Below are 22,298 nucleotides of genomic sequence, written 5' to 3' on the forward strand. Positions count from 1 at the left end.
TCAGGCGGCGTTCTTGAGTTTCGGGTCCAGCGCATCGCGCAGGCCGTCGCCCATCAAGTTGATTGCCAGCACGCTGAGCAAAATGGTCAAACCAGGCAGACTGACTACCCACCAGGCGCGTTCGATGTAGTCGCGGGCCGAGGCCAGCATGGTGCCCCACTCAGGGGTTGGCGGTTGTACGCCAAGGCCGAGGAAGCCCAGCGCTGCGGCATCGAGAATCGCCGAGGAGAAGCTCAGGGTGGCCTGAACGATCAGCGGTGCCATGCAGTTCGGCAACACGGTCACGAACATCAGGCGTGGCAGGCCGGCACCGGCCAGGCGCGCGGCGGTCACGTAGTCGCGGTTCAGTTCGCCCATCACCGCGGCGCGGGTCAGACGAACGTAGGACGGCAGGGACACCACGGCGATGGCGATCACGGTGTTGATCAGGCCAGGGCCGAGGATGGCGACGATCGCCACGGCCAGCAGCAGCGAAGGCAGGGCCAGCATGATGTCCATCAGGCGCATGATGGTCGGGCCGATCATTTTCGGGAAGAAACCGGCCAACAGGCCCAGCAGGATGCCGGGGATCAGCGACATCACCACCGACGACAAGCCGATCAGCAGCGACAGGCGCGAACCCTGGATCAGACGCGACAGCAGGTCGCGACCCAGTTCATCGGTACCCAGCAGGAACTGGATTTGCCCACCTTCGAGCCAGGCTGGCGGGGTCAGCAGGAAGTCGCGGTATTGCTCGCTCGGGTCATGCGGGGCAACCCACGGCGCGAAGATCGCGCAGAAAATCACCAGCAGCATGAACATCAGGCCGGCGACGGCGCCCTTGTTCCGGGAGAAGGCGTGCCAGAACTCTTTGTACGGCGACGGGTACAGCAGGCTTTGATCCACGACGGAGGTGGCGGCGGCTACTGAGGAAGTTGGAGTGCTCATGGGTATTGACCTCAGCGCTGATGACGGATGCGTGGGTTGGCAAAGCCGTAGAGGATGTCCACCACGAAGTTGACCAGAATCACCAGGCAGGCGATTAACAGGATGCCGTTTTGTACGACTGGATAGTCACGGGCGCCGATGGCTTCGATCAGCCATTTGCCGATGCCCGGCCAGGAGAAGATGGTCTCGGTCAGGACCGCACCGGCCAACAGGGTGCCGACTTGCAGGCCGACCACGGTCAGCACCGGAATCAGCGCGTTACGCAGACCGTGCACGAACACCACGCGCGACGGCGACAGGCCCTTGGCCTTGGCGGTACGGATGTAATCCTCGCGCAGCACTTCGAGCATCGACGAACGGGTCATCCGCGCGATCACCGCCAACGGGATGGTGCCGAGCACGATGGCCGGCAGGATCAGGTGGTGCAGGGCATCGAGGAACGCGCCGACATCATCGGCCAGCAGCGTATCGATGAGCATGAAGCCGGTGCGTGGCTCGATGTCATACAGCAGGTCGATCCGCCCGGACACCGGGGTCCAGCCCAGGGACACCGAGAAGAACATGATCAGGATCAGGCCCCACCAGAAGATCGGCATCGAGTATCCCGCCAGGGAGACGCCCATCACCCCGTGGTCGAACAGGGATCCTCGCTTGAGTGCCGCGATCACCCCGGCCAGCAGGCCCAGGATACCGGCGAACAACAGGGCGGCCATGGACAATTCCAGGGTCGCGGGGAATAGGGAAGTGAACTCGCTCCAGACGCTTTCACGGGTGCGCAGGGATTCCCCGAGGTCGCCGTGGGCCAGTTTCCCGATGTAATCCAGGTACTGGGCATACAGGGGTTTGTTCAGACCTAGGCGTTCCATTGCCTGAGCATGCATCTCGGGGTCGACCCGACGTTCGCCCATCATCACTTCCACGGGGTCGCCGGGGATCATGCGAATCAACGCGAAAGTCAGCAAGGTGATGCCGAAGAACGTGGGGATCAATAACCCCAGTCGGCGGGCAATAAAACTAAACATCGTGTGGTGTACCTCATCAGCCGGTTAGGCGTGCCCGGCATGCCTGGGGTCAGGAATGCCGGGAGTTTCTTATCTACTTCACCTGGGTGGTGGCGAAGTTATTTGTGGTGAGCGGGCTGATTTGGTAGCCCTCTACGTTGTTGCGCATTGCGGTGAACATTCTAGTGTGAGCGATGCTGATCCATGGCTGGTCCTGGTTAAAGATAACCTGAGCCTGCTCGTACAGTGCTGCACGTTCGGCCGGGTCGGTTTTTTCACGGGCCTGGTCGATCAGGGCCTGGAACTTGTCATTGCACCAGCGTGCATAGTTTTCGCCGTTCTTGGCCGCTTCGCAACTGAGCATAGGCGTCAGGAAGTTATCCGGGTCGCCGTTATCGCCCGCCCATCCGGCGGAAACCATATCGTGCTCGCCGTTTTTCGCGCGCTTGAGCATTTCGCCCCATTCCATCACGCGGATGTCGATCTTGATGCCGACCTTGGCCAGGTCGGCCTGCATCATCTGCGCGCCGAGCATCGGATTGGGGTTGGTCGCCCCCCCGCCGTTGCGGGTGAACAAGGTGAACACCGTGCCTTCGGGGACACCGGCTTCCTTGAGCAGGGCACGGGCCTTGTCCAGGTCGCGGGCCGGGTTCTTCAGGGCGTGGTTGTAGCCCAGCAGGGTCTCGGGGAACGGGTTGACGGCCGCGGTCGCATTGCCTTTGCCGAACAGCGCGTTGACGGCCGCTTCCTTGTCGAAGGCGATGTCGATGGCCTTACGTACGCGCACGTCACTGAGGTATTTGTGCGTGGTGTTGATGGCGATGTAGGCGACAGTCATCGCGTTCAGCTCATCAACCTTCAACTTGTTGTCTTTCTTGATGCTTGGAATGTCGTCCGGTTTCGGGTACAGCGCGATCTGGCATTCGTTGGCTTTCAGCTTCTGCAGGCGCACGTTGTTGTCGGTGGCGATGGCCAGGATCAACGAGTCGGCCGGTGCCTTGCCACGGAAGTAGTCCGGGTTGGCCTTGAAGCGAACCTGGGCATCTTTGTTGTAGCGCTGGAAGACGAACGGGCCGGTGCCGACCGGCTTGCTGTTCAGGTCGCCGGTCTTGTTGGCCTTGAGCAGCTGGTCGGCGTACTCGGCGGAGTAGATCGAGGAGAAGGCCATGGCAATGTCGGCCAGGAACGGCGCTTCGCGGCGGGTTAGGGTGAATTTGACCGTGTTGTCGTCGACTTTTTCGACGCTTTTGAGCAGTTCCTTGAAGCCCATGCTTTCAAAGTACGGGAAGCCCACGCTCGACAGTTTGTGCCATGGATGGTTCGGGTCCAGCTGGCGCTGGAAGCTCCAGACCACGTCGTCGGCATTCATGTCGCGGGTTGGCTTGAAGTATTCGGTGGTGTGGAACTTGACGCCTTTGCGCAGGTGGAACGTGTAGGTCAGGCCGTCCTCGCTGATGTCCCAGGATTCGGCCAGGGCCGGAATCACATCCGTGGTACCGGGCTTGAAGTCCGCCAGTCGATTGAAGATGGTTTCGGCCACGGCATCGGCGGTGACTGCAGTCGTGTACTGGACCATGTCGAAGCCTTCCGGACTGGCTTCGGTGCAGACCACCAGGGGTTTGGCCGATACGCCAACCGCGACACTCAACAACGCGGCTGCCATAGCCGCACGTAGGGGAAGCATTTTCATCAAAGACCCTCTGCAATCGGTTGAATGGACAAAAACCGCACGGCCGATTCGTCACTGAATCAGCCGTGCGGCCGGTGCACTTAGAGAATGTTGAACGGAACAGTGGTCACGAGACGGAACTCGTTGATGCTGCCGTCAGCCTGGTTTTCACTGGCGCGGTGAGCGGTGTAGGTCGCGCGAACAGTGGTGGCCTTGAGCGGGCCGCTCTGTACGGCGTAGGAGGCACCGATGCCGTATTCGTAATGGTGTTCGCCATCTTGCGACTGGATACCGTCGTAGCCTTTGTCGGCCACGCCTTTGTTGCCGGTGTAGTGAGTACCATCGATACCCCAGCCACGTGCCTGGTAGATGTTGAACTTCAGGCCTGGCACGCCGTATTCGGCCATGTTCAGACCATAGGCAACCTGGAAGGACTTCTCGTTCGGACCGTTGAAGTCCGACAGCAGGGAGTTGGCCAGGTAGATGCCGTTGGTTTCGTGCAGGTAGTCGAAGTACTCGTTACCGTTCACTTCCTGGTACGAGAAGGTCAGGCTGTGGGCCTGGTGGGTCAGGCCGAACGACAGGGAATAGGTGTCGTTGTCGATGTCGCCGATCAGCGCCTTACCTTCTTCCTGGGTTTTGTAGTAGTTCAGGCCGGTGGTCAGGCTCAGTACCTGGCTGTCACCCAGCACATGGGTGGCGCCGAAGTAGTACTGGTTCCAGATGTCTTCGGCCTGGGTCGCCCACAGGCTGGTGGTCAGGCTGGCGAATGGGGTGTAGGTGATACCGCCGGTGTAGACGTGATCGGATTCAACGATGCCATTGGCGTATTCGGTGCGGAATTTACGCTGGCTTTGCTCGGTACGCGGTGAATTGCGGTCGAAAGTGGCCAGGTCGAATTGCAGGTTGTTCAGCTCTTCGCTGTGGATCGCCACACCCTGGAAGCTCGAAGGCAGCGCACGGTTACCGATGACGTCGACCATCGGGCTGCTGAAGTTCTGACGACCGGCGGTCAGGGTGGTGTTGGAAATACGTGCCTTGACGTTGGCCAGGCCCAATTTGCTCCACTGGCCGACTGCGTCGCCGCCTTCTTCGGTCAGGGTACGGTTGTTGCCCGCGCCTGGGCGAGTGCCCGGTGCGCCGCCGTTGTTGGAGGCCAGGTCCTTGCGGTCCTGGTCCAGGGCGATGGCGTTGTAGGCCGCTACTTCAGTGCTGAAACCGACAGCGCCTTCGGTGAAGCCCGAGTTGTACTTGACGATCGTGCCCTGCACCCAGTTGATACGACGGTCAGTCGGGGTCGATACACCGTCTTTCTTGTAGGCGAAATTACCGCCGCGTTTCAGTTGCTCGTTGGCGTACCAGTTACGGGTAGTGCCACTGATCGACTGGCCTTCAAGGAAACCGGTGGCTTCGCTTTGGGCGCTCTTTTCATTCACGGTAACCGGGGTGAACGCCTGGCTCTGGGTTTCAGCGTAAGCCGTGGCGGTTACGCTGCTGATGGCCAGGGCCAGTATCGCGGTGCTGCTCAGTTTCATGGGTGAAGCTCCTTACTTTCTATTATTAATGCCGTTCTTTTTTTGGTGATCCGGCTATTTGCTTTGGAACTCATTTCACGCATTGCAAACGTTTGCCTGGCACCTGATTGGCGAATTACGGCAATACGCTTGCATGAGGGCGCAATGCGCCCCCAGCGTTTTGGCTACACGGTTTTATTTATCGATGCTGACACCCGAGAACACGTTGCGACCGAACGGGCTGACCTTGAACCCTTCGATTTTGGCGCTCAACGGCTGGTTGACCGTCGAGTGGGCGACCGGCGTGATCGGTACCTGCTGCTTGAGGTACTGCTGCGCCTGTTTGTAGAGTACGGTGCGCTGGTCGCGGTCGGTCACGACCTTGGCCTGCTTGATCAGCTTGTCGTAAGCCGGATCGCACCACATGGAGTAGTTGTTACCGCCAATGGCGTCGCAGCTGTAGAGCGTGCCGAGCCAGTTGTCCGGGTCACCGTTGTCACCGGTCCAGCCGATCAGGCTGATGTCGTGTTCGCCGTTCTTGGTGCGCTTGATGTACTCGCCCCATTCGTAGCTGACGATCTTGACCTTGAGGCCGATTTTCGCCCAGTCAGCCTGGAGCATTTCGGCCATCAACTTGGCGTTGGGGTTGTACGGGCGCTGCACCGGCATGGCCCACAGGGTGATTTCGGTGCCTTCCTTGACGCCGGCGGCCTTGAGCAGTTCCTTGGCTTTTTCCGGGTTGTAGGCGGCGTCCTTGATCGTGTCATCGTAGGACCACTGGGTTGGCGGCATGGCGTTGACCGCCAGTTGACCGGCACCCTGGTAAACGGCGTTGAGAATGCCTTGCTTGTTCACCGCCATGTCCAGTGCCTGGCGCACTTCGAGCTGGTCGAAAGGCTTGTGGCGCACGTTGTAGGCGATGTAACCGAGGTTGAAGCCGGGCTTTTCGATCAGTTGCAGTGCCGGGTCATTCTTCAATGCGGTCACGTCGGCAGGGCGCGGGTGCAGGGTGATCTGGCACTCATCGGCCTTGAGTTTCTGCACACGCACCGAGGCGTCGGTGTTGATGGCGAAAATCAGGTTATCGAGTTTGACTCGGCTCGGGTCCCAGTAATGGTTGTTGCCGGTGTAACGGATATTGGAGTCTTTCTGATAGCTCTTGAATACGAACGGCCCGGTGCCGATCGGCTTCTGGTTGATATCGCTCGGCTTGCCCTCGGCCAGCAGCTTGTCGGCGTACTCGGCGGAGAGAATGGCGGCGAAACTCATGGCGATGTTCTGGATGAACGCGGCATCCACGCTGTTGAGTGTCATGACCACGGTCAGCGGCCCGGTCTTTTCGACCTTGGCGATGTTCTTGTTCAGGCTCATACCGTTGAAATACGGGAATTCGGTCGGGTAAGCCTTACGGAAAGGTTGCTGCGGATCGAGCATGCGATTGAACGTGAACAGCACGTCATCGGCATTAAAGTCGCGGGTCGGTGTGAAGTATTTGGTGGTATGAAACTTCACCCCAGGGCGCAGGTGAAAGGTGTACTTGAGGCCGTCCTCGGAAATATCCCAGCTCGTGGCCAAGCCTGGAACGACATTGGTCGCGCCTTTTTCAAATTCTGCCAGTCGGTTGTACAGCGGCTCGGCGGCATCGTTGTCGGTCGAGGTTGTGTACTGCGCGGTATCGAAACCGGCGGGACTGCCTTCGGAGCAAAACACCAGGCTGTTGTTGGCGGCCTGGCTCATGGACGTGGCGGCCAACAGGCCGGTGCCCAGCAATGCGGATAAAACCAAATTATGGCGCATGACGCTCCCTCTTGTTCGAAGTTTTGACAATGAGCCTTCGTCCGCGCGCAGACGTGGAGGCTTCAATGGTTTCAAGCCATGGCGTACAGCCAATAACCGATGACCCACGCATGAGCTGGTCGGATCCCGACGGTATGAACCGTGGGTCCGGCAGTAAATGCGTAAAGTCCGAAAGACTCGTGGGAAAAGACGACGCGTCCTAGCGCTCTGCTGTAGTCAGCAGACGATCTGGATGTAGGCGATTTCCTGCTTTCTCGGTCGATAAAGCAACGGCGACGTCAAAAACGTCGCCGTTGCCAAACCTTACTTGCTGACGCTGACGCCGTAGAAAGAGTTCAAGCCAAACGGGCTGATCTTGAAGTCCTGCACATTGGCGCGCATGGGTTGGAACACCGTCGAGTGAGCGATAGGTGTCATTGGAACAGCATCTTTGAGGACGTGTTGCGCCTGCTTGTACAGTTCGGTGCGCTTGGCCTGATCAGTGGTGCGCTTGGCTTCCTTGACGATGCCGTCAAACTTCGGATCGCACCACTTGGAGAAGTTGTTGCCTTGCAGCGAATCGCAACCGAACAGCACGTTCAGCCAGTTGTCCGGATCACCATTGTCGCCGCTCCAGCCAATCAGCATCCCCTGGTTTTCGCCGCCTTTGGAGCGCTTGATGTACTCGCCCCACTCGTAGCTCTGGATCTTGACCTTCAGGCCGACCTTCGCCCAGTCAGACTGCAGCATTTCAGCCATCAGCTTGGCGTTCGGGTTGTACGGGCGCTGTACCGGCATCGCCCAGAGAACGATTTCGGTGCCTTCCTTCACGCCAGCTTCCTTGAGCAGCTCTTTGGCTTTCTCAGGGTTGTACGGCGCATCCTTGATGGTGGTGTCGTAGGACCACTGGGTCGGTGGCATGGCATTGACGGCCAGTTGGCCGGCGCCCTGATACACGGAGTCGATGATCTGTTGCTTGTTGACCGCCATGTCCAGTGCCTGACGCACTTTCAGTTGGGACAACGGGTTCGGCTCGTTGCTGCCCTTGACCTTGTCCATCACGTTGTAGGCGATGTAGCCCAGGTTGAAACCAGCCTGCTCAGGCAGCTTCAAAGTCTTGTCTTCGCGCAGCGCTTTCAGATCAGCTGGACGAGGGAACAGGGTGACCTGGCACTCGTTCTTCTTCAGCTTCTGGATGCGAACCGACGGGTCGGTGGTGATGGCGAAGATCAGATTGTCGATCTTGACGTCGTCAGGCTTCCAGTAGTCCTTGTTCCCTGTGTAGCGGATGTTGGAGTCTTTCTGGTAGCTCTTGAATACGAATGGACCAGTGCCGACCGGCTTCTGGTTGATGTCGGCGGCCTTGCCTTCCTTGAGCAGCTGGGCAGCGTACTCGGCGGACTGGATCGAGGCGAAGCTCATGGCCATGTTCTGGATGAACGCGGCATCAACATCTTTGAGGGTGAACTTGACGGTGTTGTCGTCGACTTTATCGATCTTGGTGATGTTGGTGTCCATCCCCATGTCGGTGAAGTACGGGAATTCGGTCGGGTACGCTTTGCGGAACGGGTCATCCTTGTTAATCATGCGATTAAAGGTGAACAGCACGTCGTCGGCGTTGAAGTTACGTGTTGGCTTGAAGTACGGAGTGGTGTGGAACTTGACGCCTTCACGCAGGTGGAAGGTGTAAGTCAGGCCGTCGGGGGAGATGTCCCAGCTGGTCGCCAGGCCAGGAATAACGGCGGTACCGCCGCGCTCGAACTGAGTCAGGCGGTTGAACATGGTTTCGGCAGAGGCGTCGAAGTCGGTTCCGGTGGTGTATTGACCTGGATCGAAACCGGCCGGGCTCCCTTCGGAGCAGAACACCAGGTTAGTCGCAGCTTGAGCGAACGGTGCGGCAGCCAAAAGGCTGGCGCCGACTAAAAACGGAATGACCGCGTGTTTAAGCATGGTGGCCTCATGATTTGTTGTCATTTTTTAATTTTGAGGACGACCTCGTGAGTCGTGCCTGCGGATACTTATGCAGGGGCCATACCCAATGCAAGATCCAGAGCGGCTACAAGCCTTAAACGGTGGCACGAACGTACCTTAATGTCGCATTGGTATAAATTTTGACGCATTTGACCGTTTGCGCGGCATTTTTGTAGTGCATCTGACGCACGTTTATGGTGCGCGCAAGCGGTGGGTTGCCCAGGGGTGGGGCGCAGGTGTTACCTATTTATACCCCAGCCTGTGGGGCTGAATGGGAGTGGTTATTGTTGCACTGGATTGGATCAGTGAGCGTGGGTGTCACCAAGTGCAACTATTCACCTGTAGCAAAGCTTGCTCGCGATGGCCGTTACGCAGTTTTCGACTGGAACCGCGTCAGCGTTCATCGCGAGCAAGCTATGCTCCTACTGGAATGTAGCGCAAAAAAAACGGCGATCACTTTGGTGATCGCCGTTTTTGTTCAGAGGTTATCGATTCAAGGCATCAGCACTTCAATCGAACCATCGGCTGTCATGCTGACCTGGCTGGTACCGGCTTCAACCTCCGGGGTCACCGGTGCGCCGTCCATGCTGGCGGCCTTCATCATCATCGGTGCACGCATGTATGGCTGCGGGTAGCCGCTGCTGTTGAGGTTCATGTTGACGATTTTGTAGCCCTTGCCGCCCAGAGCGTCGGTGGCAAGTTGAGCGCGTGCCTTGAAGGCGGTTACAGCTTCCTTGAGCAGGGTGTCTTCACTGGCCTTGCGGGTTGGCGTGGCGATCGCGAAGTCCATGCCACCCATCTTCAGGTCGGTGAGCAGTTCGCCGGTCAGCTTCGACAGCGCAGCGAAATCCGTACTCTCCAGGCGCAGCTCGGAGCGTTCACGCCAGCCGGTGATTTTTTGGCCCTTGGCATCGTAGATCGGGTAGCTGTTACGGCTGCCCTGGCGCAGGGTGATGTCCTTGACCTGCCTGGCCTGGGCCAGCGCCTTGTTCATGGTGGTGCTGACCTCGGCGGCGAGTTTGGCCGAGTCGGTGTTTTGTGCTTCGGTGTAGAGGGTCACGATCATCAGGTCGCGAGCCACTTCCTGGCTGACTTCGGCGCGCAGGGAAATCTGGTTGTAATGAAGTTCGTCGGCAGCCACGGCCGGAAGACTGGCAAGAGTGCCAACACTCAGGGCGAGGAGGGCGGCGCTGCGGCGGAATGTGTGCATGAAAGCTCCTAAGGTGGTGCGCAGGGCATGGTCCGGGCCTGCGTGAAACCATCAGACTCTATGGAGCAGCTGCAAGTTTCAAGCTACAAGCTACAAGCTACAAGCTACAAGCTACAAGCTACAAGCTACAAGCTTTTACTTGTGGCTTGCAGCTTGAAACTTGTAGCTGTCTCTCTGTGGCCGTTTGCCGCACGTTTGCCTGCCGGCCCCCACGCTTGGTTATACTCCCTGCGATCCGCCTGGAGCGCTCATCAGGAGAGCTCATGCTCGCCCCCGTTCAAATCACTTCCGCCACTCGCCAGAACCTCTGGCGGTTGACCTTCATCCGCACCTTGGTGCTGGCCGCCCAGGCCGGTTCCGTGGGCCTGGCCTACTGGCTCGAACTGCTGCCGCTGCCCTGGTTCCAACTGGCCGCGACTCTCGGTTGCTCGATGCTGCTGTGTGCGTTCACGGCGATTCGCCTGCGCACCTCATGGCCGGTCACCGAGCTTGAATATGCCGTGCAACTGGCCTGCGACCTGTTTATCCACAGCGCCTTGCTGTATTTCTCAGGTGGTTCGACCAATCCCTTCGTCTCTTACTACCTGGTGCCGTTGACCATCGCCGCGGTGACGTTACCGTGGCGTTATTCGGTGATTCTGTCGGGCATCGCGCTGACGATGTACACCCTGCTGCTGGCGCGGTTCTATCCGTTGCAAACCTTCCCGATCGCCCGGGAAAACCTGCAGGTGTACGGGATGTGGTTGAGTTTCGCCCTCGCTGCCGCGGTCATCACTTTCTTCGCCGCACGCATGGCTGAAGAGTTGCGTCGTCAGGAGGAGTTGCGGGCGATCCGCCGCGAAGAGGGGCTGCGCGATCAGCAATTGCTGGCCGTGGCCACCCAGGCAGCGGGCGCCGCCCATGAGCTGGGTACACCGCTGGCAACGATGAGCGTGCTGCTCAAGGAAATGCGCCAGGATCACCACGACCCCCTGTTGCAGGACGACCTGAGCGTGCTGCAGGATCAGGTCAAACTGTGTAAGGAAACGTTGCAGCAGCTTGTTCGGGCGGCGGAGGCCAATCGCCGTTTGGCGGTGGAGATGCAGGACGTCACCGATTGGCTCGATGAAGCGCTCAACCGCTGGCACCTGATGCGCCCGGAAGCCAGTTATCGTTTCCAGCGCCTTGGCCAGGGCACGGTGCCGCGCATGGCACCGCCGCCGGACCTGACCCAGGCGCTGCTGAATTTGCTGAATAACGCGGCGGATGCCTGTCCCGAAGGGCTGCAAGTGACCCTGGACTGGAATGCCGAGGACTTGACCATCAGCATCCGCGATCACGGTGCCGGTGTGCCGCTGGCCATCGCCGAGCAGATCGGCAAGCCGTTTTTTACCACCAAGGGCAAAGGTTTCGGCCTGGGCCTGTTTTTGAGCAAGGCCAGCGTGACACGCGCCGGCGGCTCAGTGAAACTCTATAGTCATGAGGAAGGCGGCACGCTCACCGAGCTGCGCCTGCCCCTTGGCGCCCGAGGAGACCAACATGAGTGACGAAATCCAGGTTGAAGGCGAAGAGCTGCCGCATTTGCTGCTGGTCGACGACGACGCGACCTTTACCCGGGTGATGGCCCGCGCCATGGCCCGCCGCGGCTTTCGCGTCAGCACTGCCGGCTCTGCCGAAGAAGGTCTGACCATCGCCCAGAACGATCTGCCGGACTACGCCGCGCTGGACCTGAAAATGGACGGCGATTCCGGCCTGGTGCTTCTGCCCAAGCTGCTGGAAATGGACCCGGAAATGCGCGTGGTGATCCTGACCGGCTATTCGAGCATTGCCACCGCCGTGGAAGCGATCAAGCGCGGCGCCTGCAACTACCTGTGCAAACCGGCCGACGCCGACGACGTACTGGCCGCGCTGCTGTCCGAACACGCCGACCTCGACAGCCTGGTGCCGGAAAACCCGATGTCCGTGGACCGCTTGCAGTGGGAACACATTCAGCGAGTGTTGACCGAACACGAAGGCAACATCTCCGCCACCGCCCGCGCCTTGGGCATGCACCGCCGCACGCTGCAGCGCAAACTGCAGAAGCGTCCCGTTCGCCGCTGAACCTGCGCTGAACGAATGCGGGCCACTCCTCACGACAAACCGGACCGATCATCTATGATCGGTCCGTGCCTGTACTTTTCTTTATCGAGCCTTATCCATGAATCAGAACGCTGAATATTCCGCGGTCAACGATGCTGTGCGCGGGCAGTTTTTTCGCAAAGTCTGGGCGATGATCACCCCTTACTGGCGCAGTGAGGAGAAGGTCAAGGCCTGGACGCTGCTTATCGCGGTGATTGCCCTGTCGCTGATCAGCGTCGGTATCTCGGTGTGGTTCAACACCTGGTACAAGGATTTCTACAACGCCCTGCAACAGAAGGACGAAGCGGCGTTCTGGCGGTTGATTCTGTATTTCTGCGTGATTGCAGCGGTAGCGATTGTGGGAGCGGTGTACCGGCTCTATCTCACTCAGATGCTGACCATCCGCTGGCGGGCGTGGCTCACTGAAAAGCATTTCACCCGCTGGCTTGGCAACAAGAGTTATTACCAGCTGGAACAGGGCGGTTACACCGATAACCCGGACCAGCGGATTTCCGAAGACCTCAACAATTTCACCTCCAACACCCTGGAGCTGGGAATTGGCTTGCTTCGCAACATTGTGAGCCTGGTGTCGTTCTCGATCATTCTGTGGGGCGTGTCGGGCAGTATCGAAGTCTTCGGTTTAACCATTCCCGGCTACATGTTTTGGTGTGTGCTGGTCTATGCCGTGGTAGGCAGCTGGCTCACGCACTTGATCGGTCGTCGCTTGATCGGCCTGAATAACCAACAACAACGCTTCGAAGCCGACCTGCGTTTCTCCATGGTGCGGATTCGCGAAAACGCCGAGAGCATCGCGTTGTACAACGGCGAGCCGAACGAAAATCGTCGCTTGAGCAATCGCTTCGGGATGGTCTGGCATAACTTCTGGGACATCATGAAGGTATCCAAGCGCCTGACCTTCTTTACCGCCGGTTACAATCAGGCCGCCATCATCTTTCCGTTCATCGTCGCTTCGCCGCGTTACTTGTCCGGCAAGATCGAACTCGGTGAGCTGATGCAAATCAGCTCGGCGTTCGGCAACGTCCAGGAAAGTTTCAGTTGGTTCATCACCGCCTACCAGAGCCTCGCCTCCTGGCGCGCCACCTGCGATCGTCTGCTGAGTTTTCGCCAGGCCATGACTGACAACGAAGAGCGTGCGCCGGCCATCGATGTGCAGAACCAAGGTGATGCGCTGAAGGTGCACAAACTTGGCCTCGATCTGGCTGACGGACGCCATTTGCTGACCAACGCCGACATGACCGTGGAGGAGGGTGAGCGCGTCATGCTCAGTGGTCGTTCCGGCAGTGGCAAGTCGACCCTGTTGCGGGCGATGGGGCATTTGTGGCCGACAGGTCACGGCAGCATTCGCCTGCCGGCGGCGCGTTATCTGTTCCTGCCGCAGAAGCCTTATTTGCCGATCGGCACCCTGCGTGAAGTGCTGAGTTATCCACAGGCCGGTGATACCTACACGAACGAGCGCTATGCACACGTGCTGGAAACCTGCCGTTTGCCGCATCTGGTGGCACGTCTCGATGAGGCCAATCACTGGCAGCGCATGCTCTCGCCTGGTGAGCAGCAACGCCTGGCCTTTGCCCGCGCCCTGCTATATGCGCCGCAGTGGCTGTACATGGACGAAGCGACCTCGGCGATGGATGAGGAGGACGAAGCATCGCTTTATCAGGCACTGATCGATGAGTTGCCGGGGCTGAGCATCGTCAGCGTCGGCCATCGCAGCAGCCTCAAACGCTTCCATCCGCGGCATGTTCGTATCGAGAACGGGCATTTGGTGGACCAGGCCGTGACCGCCTGAGACACAGACTTTGCGGGAGCGAGCAGGCTCGCTCCCCTCCCATAGAGAGGCAGTATTCACCTCGACGGTGATCGTACAACCGCGTTGAGCTATGATGCGGTTTCAGCCGAATTTTTCGAGACAGATGTTCACCATGGAAAACCCGAACGACGCACCACGCCTCCCTCGCAAGCGCCGCAGCCTCGCTCAGGAACTGGTGACGGTGCTGTCCGAGCAGATCCGCGACGGTCACCTCAAGCGGGGTGACAAGTTGCCCACCGAGTCGGCGATCATGGATGCCCATGGCGTCAGCCGCACGGTAGTGCGCGAAGCGATTTCCCGTTTGCAGGCGGCGGGGCAGGTGGAAACCCGCCACGGCATCGGCACCTTCGTACTCGACACGCCGAGCCCGAGCGGTTTCCGCATCGACCCGGCCACCGTGGTCACCTTGCGTGACGTGCTGGCCATTCTGGAACTGCGCATCAGCCTGGAAGTGGAGTCCGCCGGCCTGGCCGCGCAGCGTCGCAGCCCCGAGCAGTTGGCGTTGATGCGCGCCGCGCTGGATGCGTTGAATGAAAGTGTTTCCCACGCCAGCGATGCCGTGGCTTCGGACTTCCAGTTCCACCTGCAGATTGCGCTGGCCACCGGCAACCGCTACTTCACTGACATCATGACCCACCTGGGCACCAGTATCATCCCGCGCACTCGCCTCAACTCCGCGCGACTGGCCCATGACGATCAGCAGCACTACATGAATCGCCTGAGCCGCGAGCACGAAGAAATCTACGATGCCATCGCCCGCCAGGACTCCGACGCCGCCCGCGCGGCGATGCGCCTGCACCTGACCAACAGCCGTGAGCGGTTGCGTCATGCCCATGAAGAGGCTGAGCGGCAGCGGGGGTAGTGGGTGATCGTATAAGGTCTAGGCGACCACTTGCACAGTAGCCGGTTCAGATGTAACGCTGTCTACGGTGTAAGTAACGTGCGCCGTCTTGCCTTCCTGAGTTTTGTAGACAGCGTAGTCAAGGATGGACGTAAGTATCGATCCATTGGTGGATTCTTTCTTACTCCAGTTGGAGTTCGGCCCAGTGGTCCATTCCACAAAGACGTCCTTGCCCACTGGGAAGGTCGCAGTATTCATTCTCACTTCAATGCCATTCGAGTTGGCCGAAATGGAAAGCGTACCGTTCAGCGGCTGATTAATGCGGGAATACAAATCAGGTGCTGAATGAGTTTTCTGTTGCGCTGTCATGATGAAATTTCCTTCTTTCGATAATTGTTGAAACCTGAGGTTCAGTCTCGGGCTTGATCCGGTCGTGACCCGATCAAGCTGAACTCTATGTCGACGCAAATCCCGTTTCTACTATCAGAAATGATAGTTGCGACAGGCGGCTGCCGAGCGGCTTCAGTCGCTTGCGAGAGTCAGGCTTTCCAAGTTTTCTGCCAGTTTCACGCTGCAAGACTGGGCGCAGAAGCCTTCGGGCGACGAGTTCACGTTACCGTCGGTGACTCCAGATTGTTGGCCGAATTGCTCGTCTGATAGTCCTTGAGCAGCACGCAGTGCTGCAACCCACCCCCACTCGCCAATCCGGCACCTCCCTCTGGCTTTTGCATCATTAATTTGCCGTGGTCGATGAAATGCAGTTGACGGTTGTATTTTAAGTTGTACGATGACCTACAACCTCAGCGCAGAGCTGAACGGTCTTCTCACACAACGTCGCAACCCAGGGTGTTCGAATAATGAATCCACAAGAACTGAAGTCCATCCTTTCTTCCGGTCTGCTGTCTTTCCCGGTCACCGATTTCAATGCCCAGGGCGATTTCAACCGCGCTGGCTACATCAAGCGTCTGGAATGGCTGGCCCCATACGGCGCCTCGGCTCTGTTCGCCGCGGGCGGCACCGGTGAGTTCTTCTCCCTGGCGGCCAGTGAATACTCGGAAATCATCAAGACTGCCGTCGACACTTGCGCTACCAGCGTGCCGATTCTGGCCGGTGTCGGTGGTTCGACCCGTCAGGCCATCGAGTACGCTCAGGAAGCCGAGCGTCTGGGCGCCAAAGGTCTGTTACTGCTGCCGCACTACCTGACAGAAGCCAGCCAGGATGGCGTGGCCGCCCACGTTGAAGCCGTGTGCAAATCGGTCAACATCGGCGTGGTGGTATACAACCGTAACGTTTGCCGCCTGACCGCACCGCTGCTGGAACGTCTGGCCGAGCGCTGCCCGAACCTGATCGGCTACAAGGATGGCCTGGGCGATATCGAGTTGATGGTGTCGATCCGTCGCCGCCTCGGTGATCGCTTCAGTTACCTGGGTGGTTTGCCGACCGCTGAAGTCTACGCCGCGGCTTACAAGGCGCTGGGCGTGCCGGTCTACTCCTCGGCGGTGTTCAACTTCATCCCGAAAACCGCGATGTACTTCTACCACGCCATTGCCCGCGAAGATCACGCCACCGTCGGCAAGATCATCGACGACTTCTTCCTGCCGTACCTGGATATTCGTAACCGCAAGGCCGGTTACGCTGTGAGCATCGTCAAGGCCGGGGCAAAAATTGCCGGCTATGACGCAGGTCCTGTGCGTGCACCGCTGACCGACCTGACCGGCGAAGAGTACGAAATGCTCGCCGCGCTGATCGACAAGCAAGGTGCGCAGTAACACAACCGATTAAACGAGGCCGCTGAGTATTCAGCGGCCTTTTGCGTGAAGCTTTTCGTTTCGAGGGCCGTCCAGTGACAAAGCGCTACGACAACTACATCAACGGTGAATGGGTCGCCGGTGCCGATTACTCGGCCAACATCAACCCATCCGAATTGAGCGACAACATCGGCGACTACGCCAAGGCTGACCTGGCCCAGGTCAACGCCGCCATCGACGCCGCCCGTGCCGCGTTCCCTGCGTGGTCCACGTCCGGTATTCAGGCGCGTCACGACTCCCTGGATAAAGTCGGCACCGAAATCCTCGCTCGTCGCGAAGAACTCGGCACCCTGCTGGCCCGGGAAGAGGGTAAGACCCTGCCTGAAGCCATCGGCGAAGTGACCCGCGCTGGCAACATCTTCAAGTTCTTCGCCGGTGAATGCCTGCGCCTGTCCGGCGACTACGTGCCGTCGGTGCGTCCGGGCGTCAACGTTGAAGTCACTCGCGAAGCCCTGGGCGTGGTCGGCTTGATCACGCCGTGGAACTTCCCGATCGCCATCCCGTCGTGGAAAATCGCTCCGGCCCTGGCCTACGGCAATTGCGTAGTACTCAAGCCTGCGGACCTGGTGCCGGGTTGCGCTTGGGCGCTGGCGGAAATCATCTCCCGTGCAGGCTTCCCGGCCGGTGTGTTCAACCTGGTGATGGGCAGCGGTCGCGTGGTGGGCGAAGCGCTGGTCAACAGCCCGAAAGTCGACGGCATCAGCTTCACCGGCTCGGTGGGTGTCGGTCGTCAGATCGCTGTCAGCTGCGTATCGCGTCAGGCAAAAGTCCAGCTGGAAATGGGCGGCAAGAACCCGCAGATCATTCTTGACGACGCCGACCTCAAGCAAGCGGTCGAGCTGTCCGTGCAGAGTGCGTTCTACTCCACCGGCCAGCGTTGCACGGCCTCCAGCCGCCTGATCGTCACCGCCGGGATTCACGACAAGTTCGTCGAAGCCATGGCCGAGCGCATGAAGTCGATCAAGGTCGGCCATGCGTTGAAGGCTGGCACCGACATCGGTCCGGTGGTTTCCCAGGCGCAGCTTGAACAGGACATGAAATACATCGACATCGGCCAGTCCGAAGGCGCGCGTCTGGTCAGCGGCGGTGGTCTGGTGACTTGCGACACCGAGGGTTACTTCCTTGCCCCGACCCTGTTTGCCGACAGCGAAGCGTCGATGCGTATCAGTCGCGAAGAGATCTTCGGTCCGGTGGCCAACATCGTCCGCGTGGCCGATTACGACGCTGCGCTGGCCATGGCCAACGACACCGAGTTCGGTCTGTCGGCGGGCATCGCCACGACTTCGCTGAAGTACGCCAACCACTTCAAGCGCCACTCCCAGGCCGGGATGGTGATGGTCAACCTGCCGACTGCCGGCGTGGATTACCACGTTCCGTTCGGTGGGCGTAAAGGTTCATCCTATGGATCACGTGAGCAAGGCCGCTATGCGCAAGAGTTTTACACGGTCGTAAAAACTGCCTACATCGGATCGTAACCCCGCTGAACCCGCGCGAGGCCTTTGCCTGAGGCCTGGCGCGGCACAAGACTAAAGAATGTTTTACCCGCATAAAAATAATCAGTGGGAGTACTTCTACATGCAATCGACCCAGAAGCCGACTCGCGTCCGCTATTTGATCCTGCTCATGCTGTTTCTGGTGACCACGATCAACTATGCCGACCGGGCTACCATCGCAATCGCCGGCTCCAGCCTGCAAAAAGACCTCGGCATTGACGCGGTCACCCTCGGCTATATCTTCTCCGCATTCGGTTGGGCCTACGTGGCCGGGCAAATTCCCGGCGGCTGGTTGCTGGACCGTTTCGGTTCGAAAAAAATCTATGCACTGAGCATTTTCACCTGGTCGCTGTTCACCGTGCTGCAAGGCTTTGTCGGTGAGTTCGGCATGTCCACGGCAGTGGTGGCGCTTTTCATGCTGCGCTTCCTGGTGGGCCTGGCCGAAGCGCCGTCCTTCCCCGGCAACGCCCGCATTGTCGCAGCCTGGTTTCCTACCGCTGAACGCGGCACCGCCTCGGCGATCTTCAACTCGGCGCAATACTTCGCCACTGTGTTGTTCGCACCGCTGATGGGCTGGATCGTCTATGCCTTCGGCTGGAAGCACGTGTTCATCGTCATGGGTATCCTCGGCATCGTCTTCTCGCTGATCTGGCTGAAGGTGATCTACGGTCCGCGCGAACACCCGATGATCAATGACGCCGAGTTCAAGCACATCGCCGATAACGGCGGCATGGTCGACATGGATCAGGCCAGGGGCAAAAAATCCGACGGTCCGAAGTGGGACTACATCCGCCAGTTGCTGACCAACCGCATGATGCTGGGCGTGTATCTGGGCCAGTACTGCATCAACGGCATCACTTACTTCTTCCTGACCTGGTTCCCGGTGTACCTGGTGCAAGAGCGTGGCATGACCATCCTCAAGGCCGGTTTCATTGCCTCGTTGCCGGCGATCTGCGGCTTTATCGGTGGGGTGCTCGGCGGGGTGATTTCCGATTACCTGCTGCGCAAGGGCCATTCCCTGACCTTCGCCCGCAAGGCGCCGATCATTGCCGGCCTGCTGGTTTCGAGCAGCATCGTGGCTTGCAACTATGTGGACGTTGAATGGATGGTCGTTGGCTTCATGGCTCTGGCGTTCTTCGGCAAAGGCGTGGGCGCACTGGGCTGGGCCGTGGTTTCCGACACCTCGCCGAAGCAGATCGCCGGTCTGAGCGGTGGCCTGTTCAACACCTTCGGCAACCTGGCGTCGATCACCACGCCGATTGTCATCGGCTACATCATCAGCTCCACCGGTTCGTTCAAATGGGCACTGGTGTTCGTCGGTTGCAACGCACTGGTCGCGGTGTTCAGCTATCTGGTCATCGTAGGTCCGATCAAACGCGTGGTACTCAAGGAGCCACCGGTCAGCGGTCCTGAAACCAACAACAAATTGTCTCAAGCGCATTCCTGAGGAGCGGCGTCATGCAGTTGATTGAACATTCCGACTCGCCGCGCTACATCCGCCTGCACGAGCGGGATAACGTAGTGATCGTGGTCAACGACCAGGGCGTACCGGCCGGTACTGCGTTCGCCGATGGGCTGGTCACCGTGGATTTCGTGCCGCAGAGTCACAAGGTCACCCTCGAAGACATTCCCGAGGGTGGTCAGGTGATTCGTTACGGCCAGACCATTGGCTACGCGTTGCAGCCGATTCCACGCGGCAGCTGGGTCAAGGAAGATCAACTGCGCATGCCGACCGCTCCACCGCTGGACAGCCTGCCGCTGTCCACCGAGGTGCCGGCCGCGCAAGCACCGCTGGAAGGCTTCACCTTCGAGGGTTATCGCAATGCCGACGGCACCGTCGGCACGCGCAACATTCTTGGTATTACCACCACGGTGCAATGCGTGACCGGCGTGCTGGATCACGCGGTCAAGCGCATCAAGGATGAGCTGTTGCCCAAGTACCCGCACGTCGACGACGTGGTGGCGTTGACCCACAGTTACGGCTGTGGCGTGGCGATCACTGCCACCGACGCGTACATCCCGATTCGCACCGTGCGCAATCTCGCGCGCAACCCGAACCTGGGGGGCGAGGCGTTGGTGATCAGCCTGGGCTGCGAGAAATTGCAGGCCGGGCAGGTGATGCACGAGGACGACAGCTCGGTGGATCTGAGCGAGCCATGGCTGTATCGCTTGCAGGATTCCAGTCACGGTTTTACCGAGATGATCGAGCAGATCATGGAGCTGGCTGAAGTGCGTCTGAAGAAGCTCGATCAACGCCGTCGGGAAACCGTGCCGGCGTCCGAGCTGATCCTGGGCATGCAGTGCGGCGGCAGCGATGCGTTTTCCGGAATCACCGCCAACCCTGCGCTGGGCTATGCCTCTGACTTGTTGCTGCGCGCCGGTGCGACGGTGATGTTCTCCGAAGTGACCGAAGTGCGCGACGCGATCTACCTGCTGACTTCCCGGGCACAAACCAAGGAAGTCGCGCAGGAACTGGTGCGGGAAATGGACTGGTACGACCGTTACCTGGCCAAGGGCGAAGCGGACCGCAGCGCCAATACCACGCCGGGTAACAAGAAGGGCGGCTTGTCGAACATTGTCGAGAAGTCCCTGGGCTCGATCGTCAAGTCCGGCAGCAGCGCGATCAGCGGCGTGCTTGGCCCTGGCGAGCGGTTCAAGGAAAAAGGCCTGATCTTCTGCGCGACCCCGGCCAGCGACTTTGTCTGCGGGACGTTGCAGCTGGCGGCGGGGATGAACCTGCACGTGTTCACCACCGGTCGTGGCACGCCTTACGGGCTGGCCATGGCGCCGGTGGTGAAAGTGTCGACCCGGACCGAACTGGCGCAACGCTGGCCGGACCTGATCGATATCGACGCCGGGCGCATCGCCACTGGACGTGCTTCAATCGAAGACCTCGGCTGGGAGTTGTTCCACTACTACCTGGACGTGGCCAGCGGCAAGAAGCAGACCTGGGCGGAGCGACACAAACTGCACAATGACATCACCTTGTTCAATCCGGCGCCGATTACCTGAGACCGCATCGCCTGCATCGCTGGCAAGCCAGCTCCCACAGGTTCAGCGCAATCCTTGTGGGAGCTGGCTTGCCAGCGATAGCGATCGACCAGACGCCGATGTCTTCGGTGGCTTATCATTAGCCCCATAACGACGCCCACCTCAAGGTCTTCTCCGGCATGCTGGCAATTTTCCTCGAAACCCTGAACATCACCGCACCGGTGTTCGCCATGCTGTTTCTGGGGGTGTTGCTCAAGCGCATCGACTGGATCAACGATAACTTCATCCACACTGCGTCGGCCCTGGTGTTCAACGTCACCATGCCGGCGTTGCTGTTTCTGGGCATCCTGCATGCCGACCTGCACGCCGCGCTGAAACCGGCGCTGCTGATCTATTTCTCCCTCGCGACCCTGGCGTGTTTTGCCATTGCCTGGGGCTGGGCGATTCTCAAATGTCCGCGTGAAGACCGTGGGATCTACACCCAGGGCGCCTTTCGCGGCAACAACGGGGTGATCGGACTGGCGCTGGCGGCAAGCATGTACGGTGACTACGGGATTTCCCTCGGGGCGATTCTCGCGGCGCTGGTGATTCTGTTCTACAACACGCTGTCGACCATCGTGCTGGCGGTGTACAGCCCGGTGATCAAGTCCGATCCGTGGAGCATCTGCAAAAGCGTGGTCAGCAACCCGCTGATCATCAGCGTGATCGCGGCGGCGCCCTTTGCCTACTTCAAGATCAGCCTGCCGGGGTGGCTGGAAACCTCAGGCCAGTATCTGGCGCAAACCACCTTGCCACTGGCGCTGATCTGCATCGGCGGCACGCTGTCGCTCGCGGCGATGCGTAAAAGCGGTTCAATGGCGCTCAGTTCAAGCCTGGTGAAAATGCTTGGCCTGCCCATACTGGCGACTTTGGGCGCGTGGCTCTGGGGGTTTCGTGGGGCGGAGCTGGGGATTCTGTTTCTGTACTTCGGCAGCCCGACCGCGGCCGCCAGTTTCGTCATGGCCCGGGCGGCGGATGGTAATCATGAGCTGGCGGCGGCGATCATCGTTATCACCACGCTGATGGCGGCGGTCACCACCAACATCGGGATCTTTTTGTTGCAGTGGGGTGGGTGGATTTAACTCGAAGTCTTGCGGTGTTCTTTATGGCCTCTTCGCGAGCAAGCCCGCTCC

17 protein-coding genes are annotated in these 22,298 nt (G+C 59.4%); 9 read left to right on the top strand and 8 right to left on the bottom strand.

The genetic code is table 11. From position 1 onward, the window contains the following. The 7 genes from FFS64_RS16030 to FFS64_RS16060 all read right to left on the bottom strand — a co-directional run bounded on the left by FFS64_RS16030 (position 1) and on the right by FFS64_RS16060 (position 10,068). Entirely contained in the window at positions 1-927 is a 927-nt protein-coding gene (locus FFS64_RS16030; RefSeq protein WP_137806193.1) for an ABC transporter permease subunit, read from the bottom strand. Positions 928-938: 11 nt separating this feature from the next. Further along, positions 939-1,949 (bottom strand): ABC transporter permease subunit, encoded by a 1,011-nt coding sequence (locus tag FFS64_RS16035; protein WP_095193943.1) that lies wholly within the window; start codon positions 1,947-1,949, stop codon positions 939-941. Positions 1,950-2,022: 73 nt separating this feature from the next. Beyond that, complete coding sequence (locus tag FFS64_RS16040) at positions 2,023-3,618, bottom strand: ABC transporter substrate-binding protein (protein ID WP_137806194.1); 1,596 nt, start codon at positions 3,616-3,618, stop codon at positions 2,023-2,025. An 80-nt stretch (positions 3,619-3,698) separates the two neighbouring features. Next, entirely contained in the window at positions 3,699-5,132 is a 1,434-nt protein-coding gene (locus FFS64_RS16045; protein ID WP_137806195.1) for an OprD family porin, read from the bottom strand. A gap of 174 nt (positions 5,133-5,306) precedes the next feature. After that, positions 5,307-6,908, bottom strand: coding sequence for an ABC transporter substrate-binding protein (locus FFS64_RS16050; protein WP_137806196.1), 1,602 nt, complete (start codon positions 6,906-6,908; stop codon positions 5,307-5,309). A gap of 303 nt (positions 6,909-7,211) precedes the next feature. Further along, entirely contained in the window at positions 7,212-8,837 is a 1,626-nt protein-coding gene (locus tag FFS64_RS16055; RefSeq protein WP_137806197.1) for an ABC transporter substrate-binding protein, read from the bottom strand. A gap of 514 nt (positions 8,838-9,351) precedes the next feature. Further along, positions 9,352-10,068 (bottom strand): SIMPL domain-containing protein, encoded by a 717-nt coding sequence (locus FFS64_RS16060; RefSeq protein ID WP_137806198.1) that lies wholly within the window; start codon positions 10,066-10,068, stop codon positions 9,352-9,354. A gap of 263 nt (positions 10,069-10,331) precedes the next feature. On the opposite strand from FFS64_RS16060, the gene FFS64_RS16065 reads away from it, so the two are divergent. The 4 genes from FFS64_RS16065 (at position 10,332) to FFS64_RS16080 (ending at position 14,855) form a co-directional block, all read left to right on the top strand. Beyond that, a complete protein-coding gene (locus FFS64_RS16065; protein ID WP_095193937.1) occupies positions 10,332-11,594 on the top strand; it encodes an ATP-binding protein in 1,263 nt (420 codons plus the stop codon). After that, complete coding sequence (locus FFS64_RS16070) at positions 11,587-12,147, top strand: response regulator transcription factor (protein ID WP_095193936.1); 561 nt, start codon at positions 11,587-11,589, stop codon at positions 12,145-12,147. The genes FFS64_RS16065 and FFS64_RS16070 overlap by 8 nt, the downstream gene beginning before the upstream one ends. 97 nt (positions 12,148-12,244) lie before the next feature. Next, on the top strand, positions 12,245-13,972 hold the full coding sequence (locus FFS64_RS16075; protein WP_137806199.1) for an ABC transporter ATP-binding protein/permease: 1,728 nt from the start codon (positions 12,245-12,247) through the stop codon (positions 13,970-13,972). A 133-nt stretch (positions 13,973-14,105) separates the two neighbouring features. Next, positions 14,106-14,855 (top strand): FadR/GntR family transcriptional regulator, encoded by a 750-nt coding sequence (locus FFS64_RS16080; protein ID WP_177498734.1) that lies wholly within the window; start codon positions 14,106-14,108, stop codon positions 14,853-14,855. 18 nt (positions 14,856-14,873) lie between these two features. Here FFS64_RS16080 and FFS64_RS16085 read toward each other — a convergent pair whose 3' ends face one another. Further along, a complete protein-coding gene (locus tag FFS64_RS16085; protein ID WP_137806201.1) occupies positions 14,874-15,203 on the bottom strand; it encodes a hypothetical protein in 330 nt (109 codons plus the stop codon). Positions 15,204-15,691: 488 nt separating this feature from the next. Here FFS64_RS16085 and kdgD point away from each other — a divergent pair, with 488 nt between their 5' ends. The 5 genes from kdgD (at position 15,692) to FFS64_RS16110 (ending at position 22,247) form a co-directional block, all read left to right on the top strand. Further along, positions 15,692-16,603, top strand: a complete 912-nt coding sequence (gene kdgD / locus FFS64_RS16090; protein ID WP_137806202.1) for a 5-dehydro-4-deoxyglucarate dehydratase — start codon at positions 15,692-15,694, stop codon at positions 16,601-16,603. A gap of 74 nt (positions 16,604-16,677) precedes the next feature. Next, positions 16,678-18,117 carry an aldehyde dehydrogenase family protein gene (locus FFS64_RS16095; protein WP_137806203.1) on the top strand — a complete coding sequence of 480 codons (1,440 nt, stop codon included), beginning with the start codon at positions 16,678-16,680 and terminating at the stop codon, positions 18,115-18,117. A 100-nt stretch (positions 18,118-18,217) separates the two neighbouring features. After that, entirely contained in the window at positions 18,218-19,582 is a 1,365-nt protein-coding gene (locus tag FFS64_RS16100) for an MFS transporter (RefSeq protein WP_137806204.1), read from the top strand. A gap of 11 nt (positions 19,583-19,593) precedes the next feature. After that, a complete protein-coding gene (garD, locus tag FFS64_RS16105; RefSeq protein WP_095193931.1) occupies positions 19,594-21,147 on the top strand; it encodes a galactarate dehydratase in 1,554 nt (517 codons plus the stop codon). Positions 21,148-21,305: 158 nt separating this feature from the next. Then, on the top strand, positions 21,306-22,247 hold the full coding sequence (locus FFS64_RS16110; protein WP_137806205.1) for an AEC family transporter: 942 nt from the start codon (positions 21,306-21,308) through the stop codon (positions 22,245-22,247). Positions 22,248-22,298: the final 51 nt, after the last annotated feature.

This window comes from Pseudomonas sp. G(2018) (assembly GCF_005502415.1).
Classification (GTDB): Bacteria; Pseudomonadota; Gammaproteobacteria; order Pseudomonadales; family Pseudomonadaceae; genus Aquipseudomonas.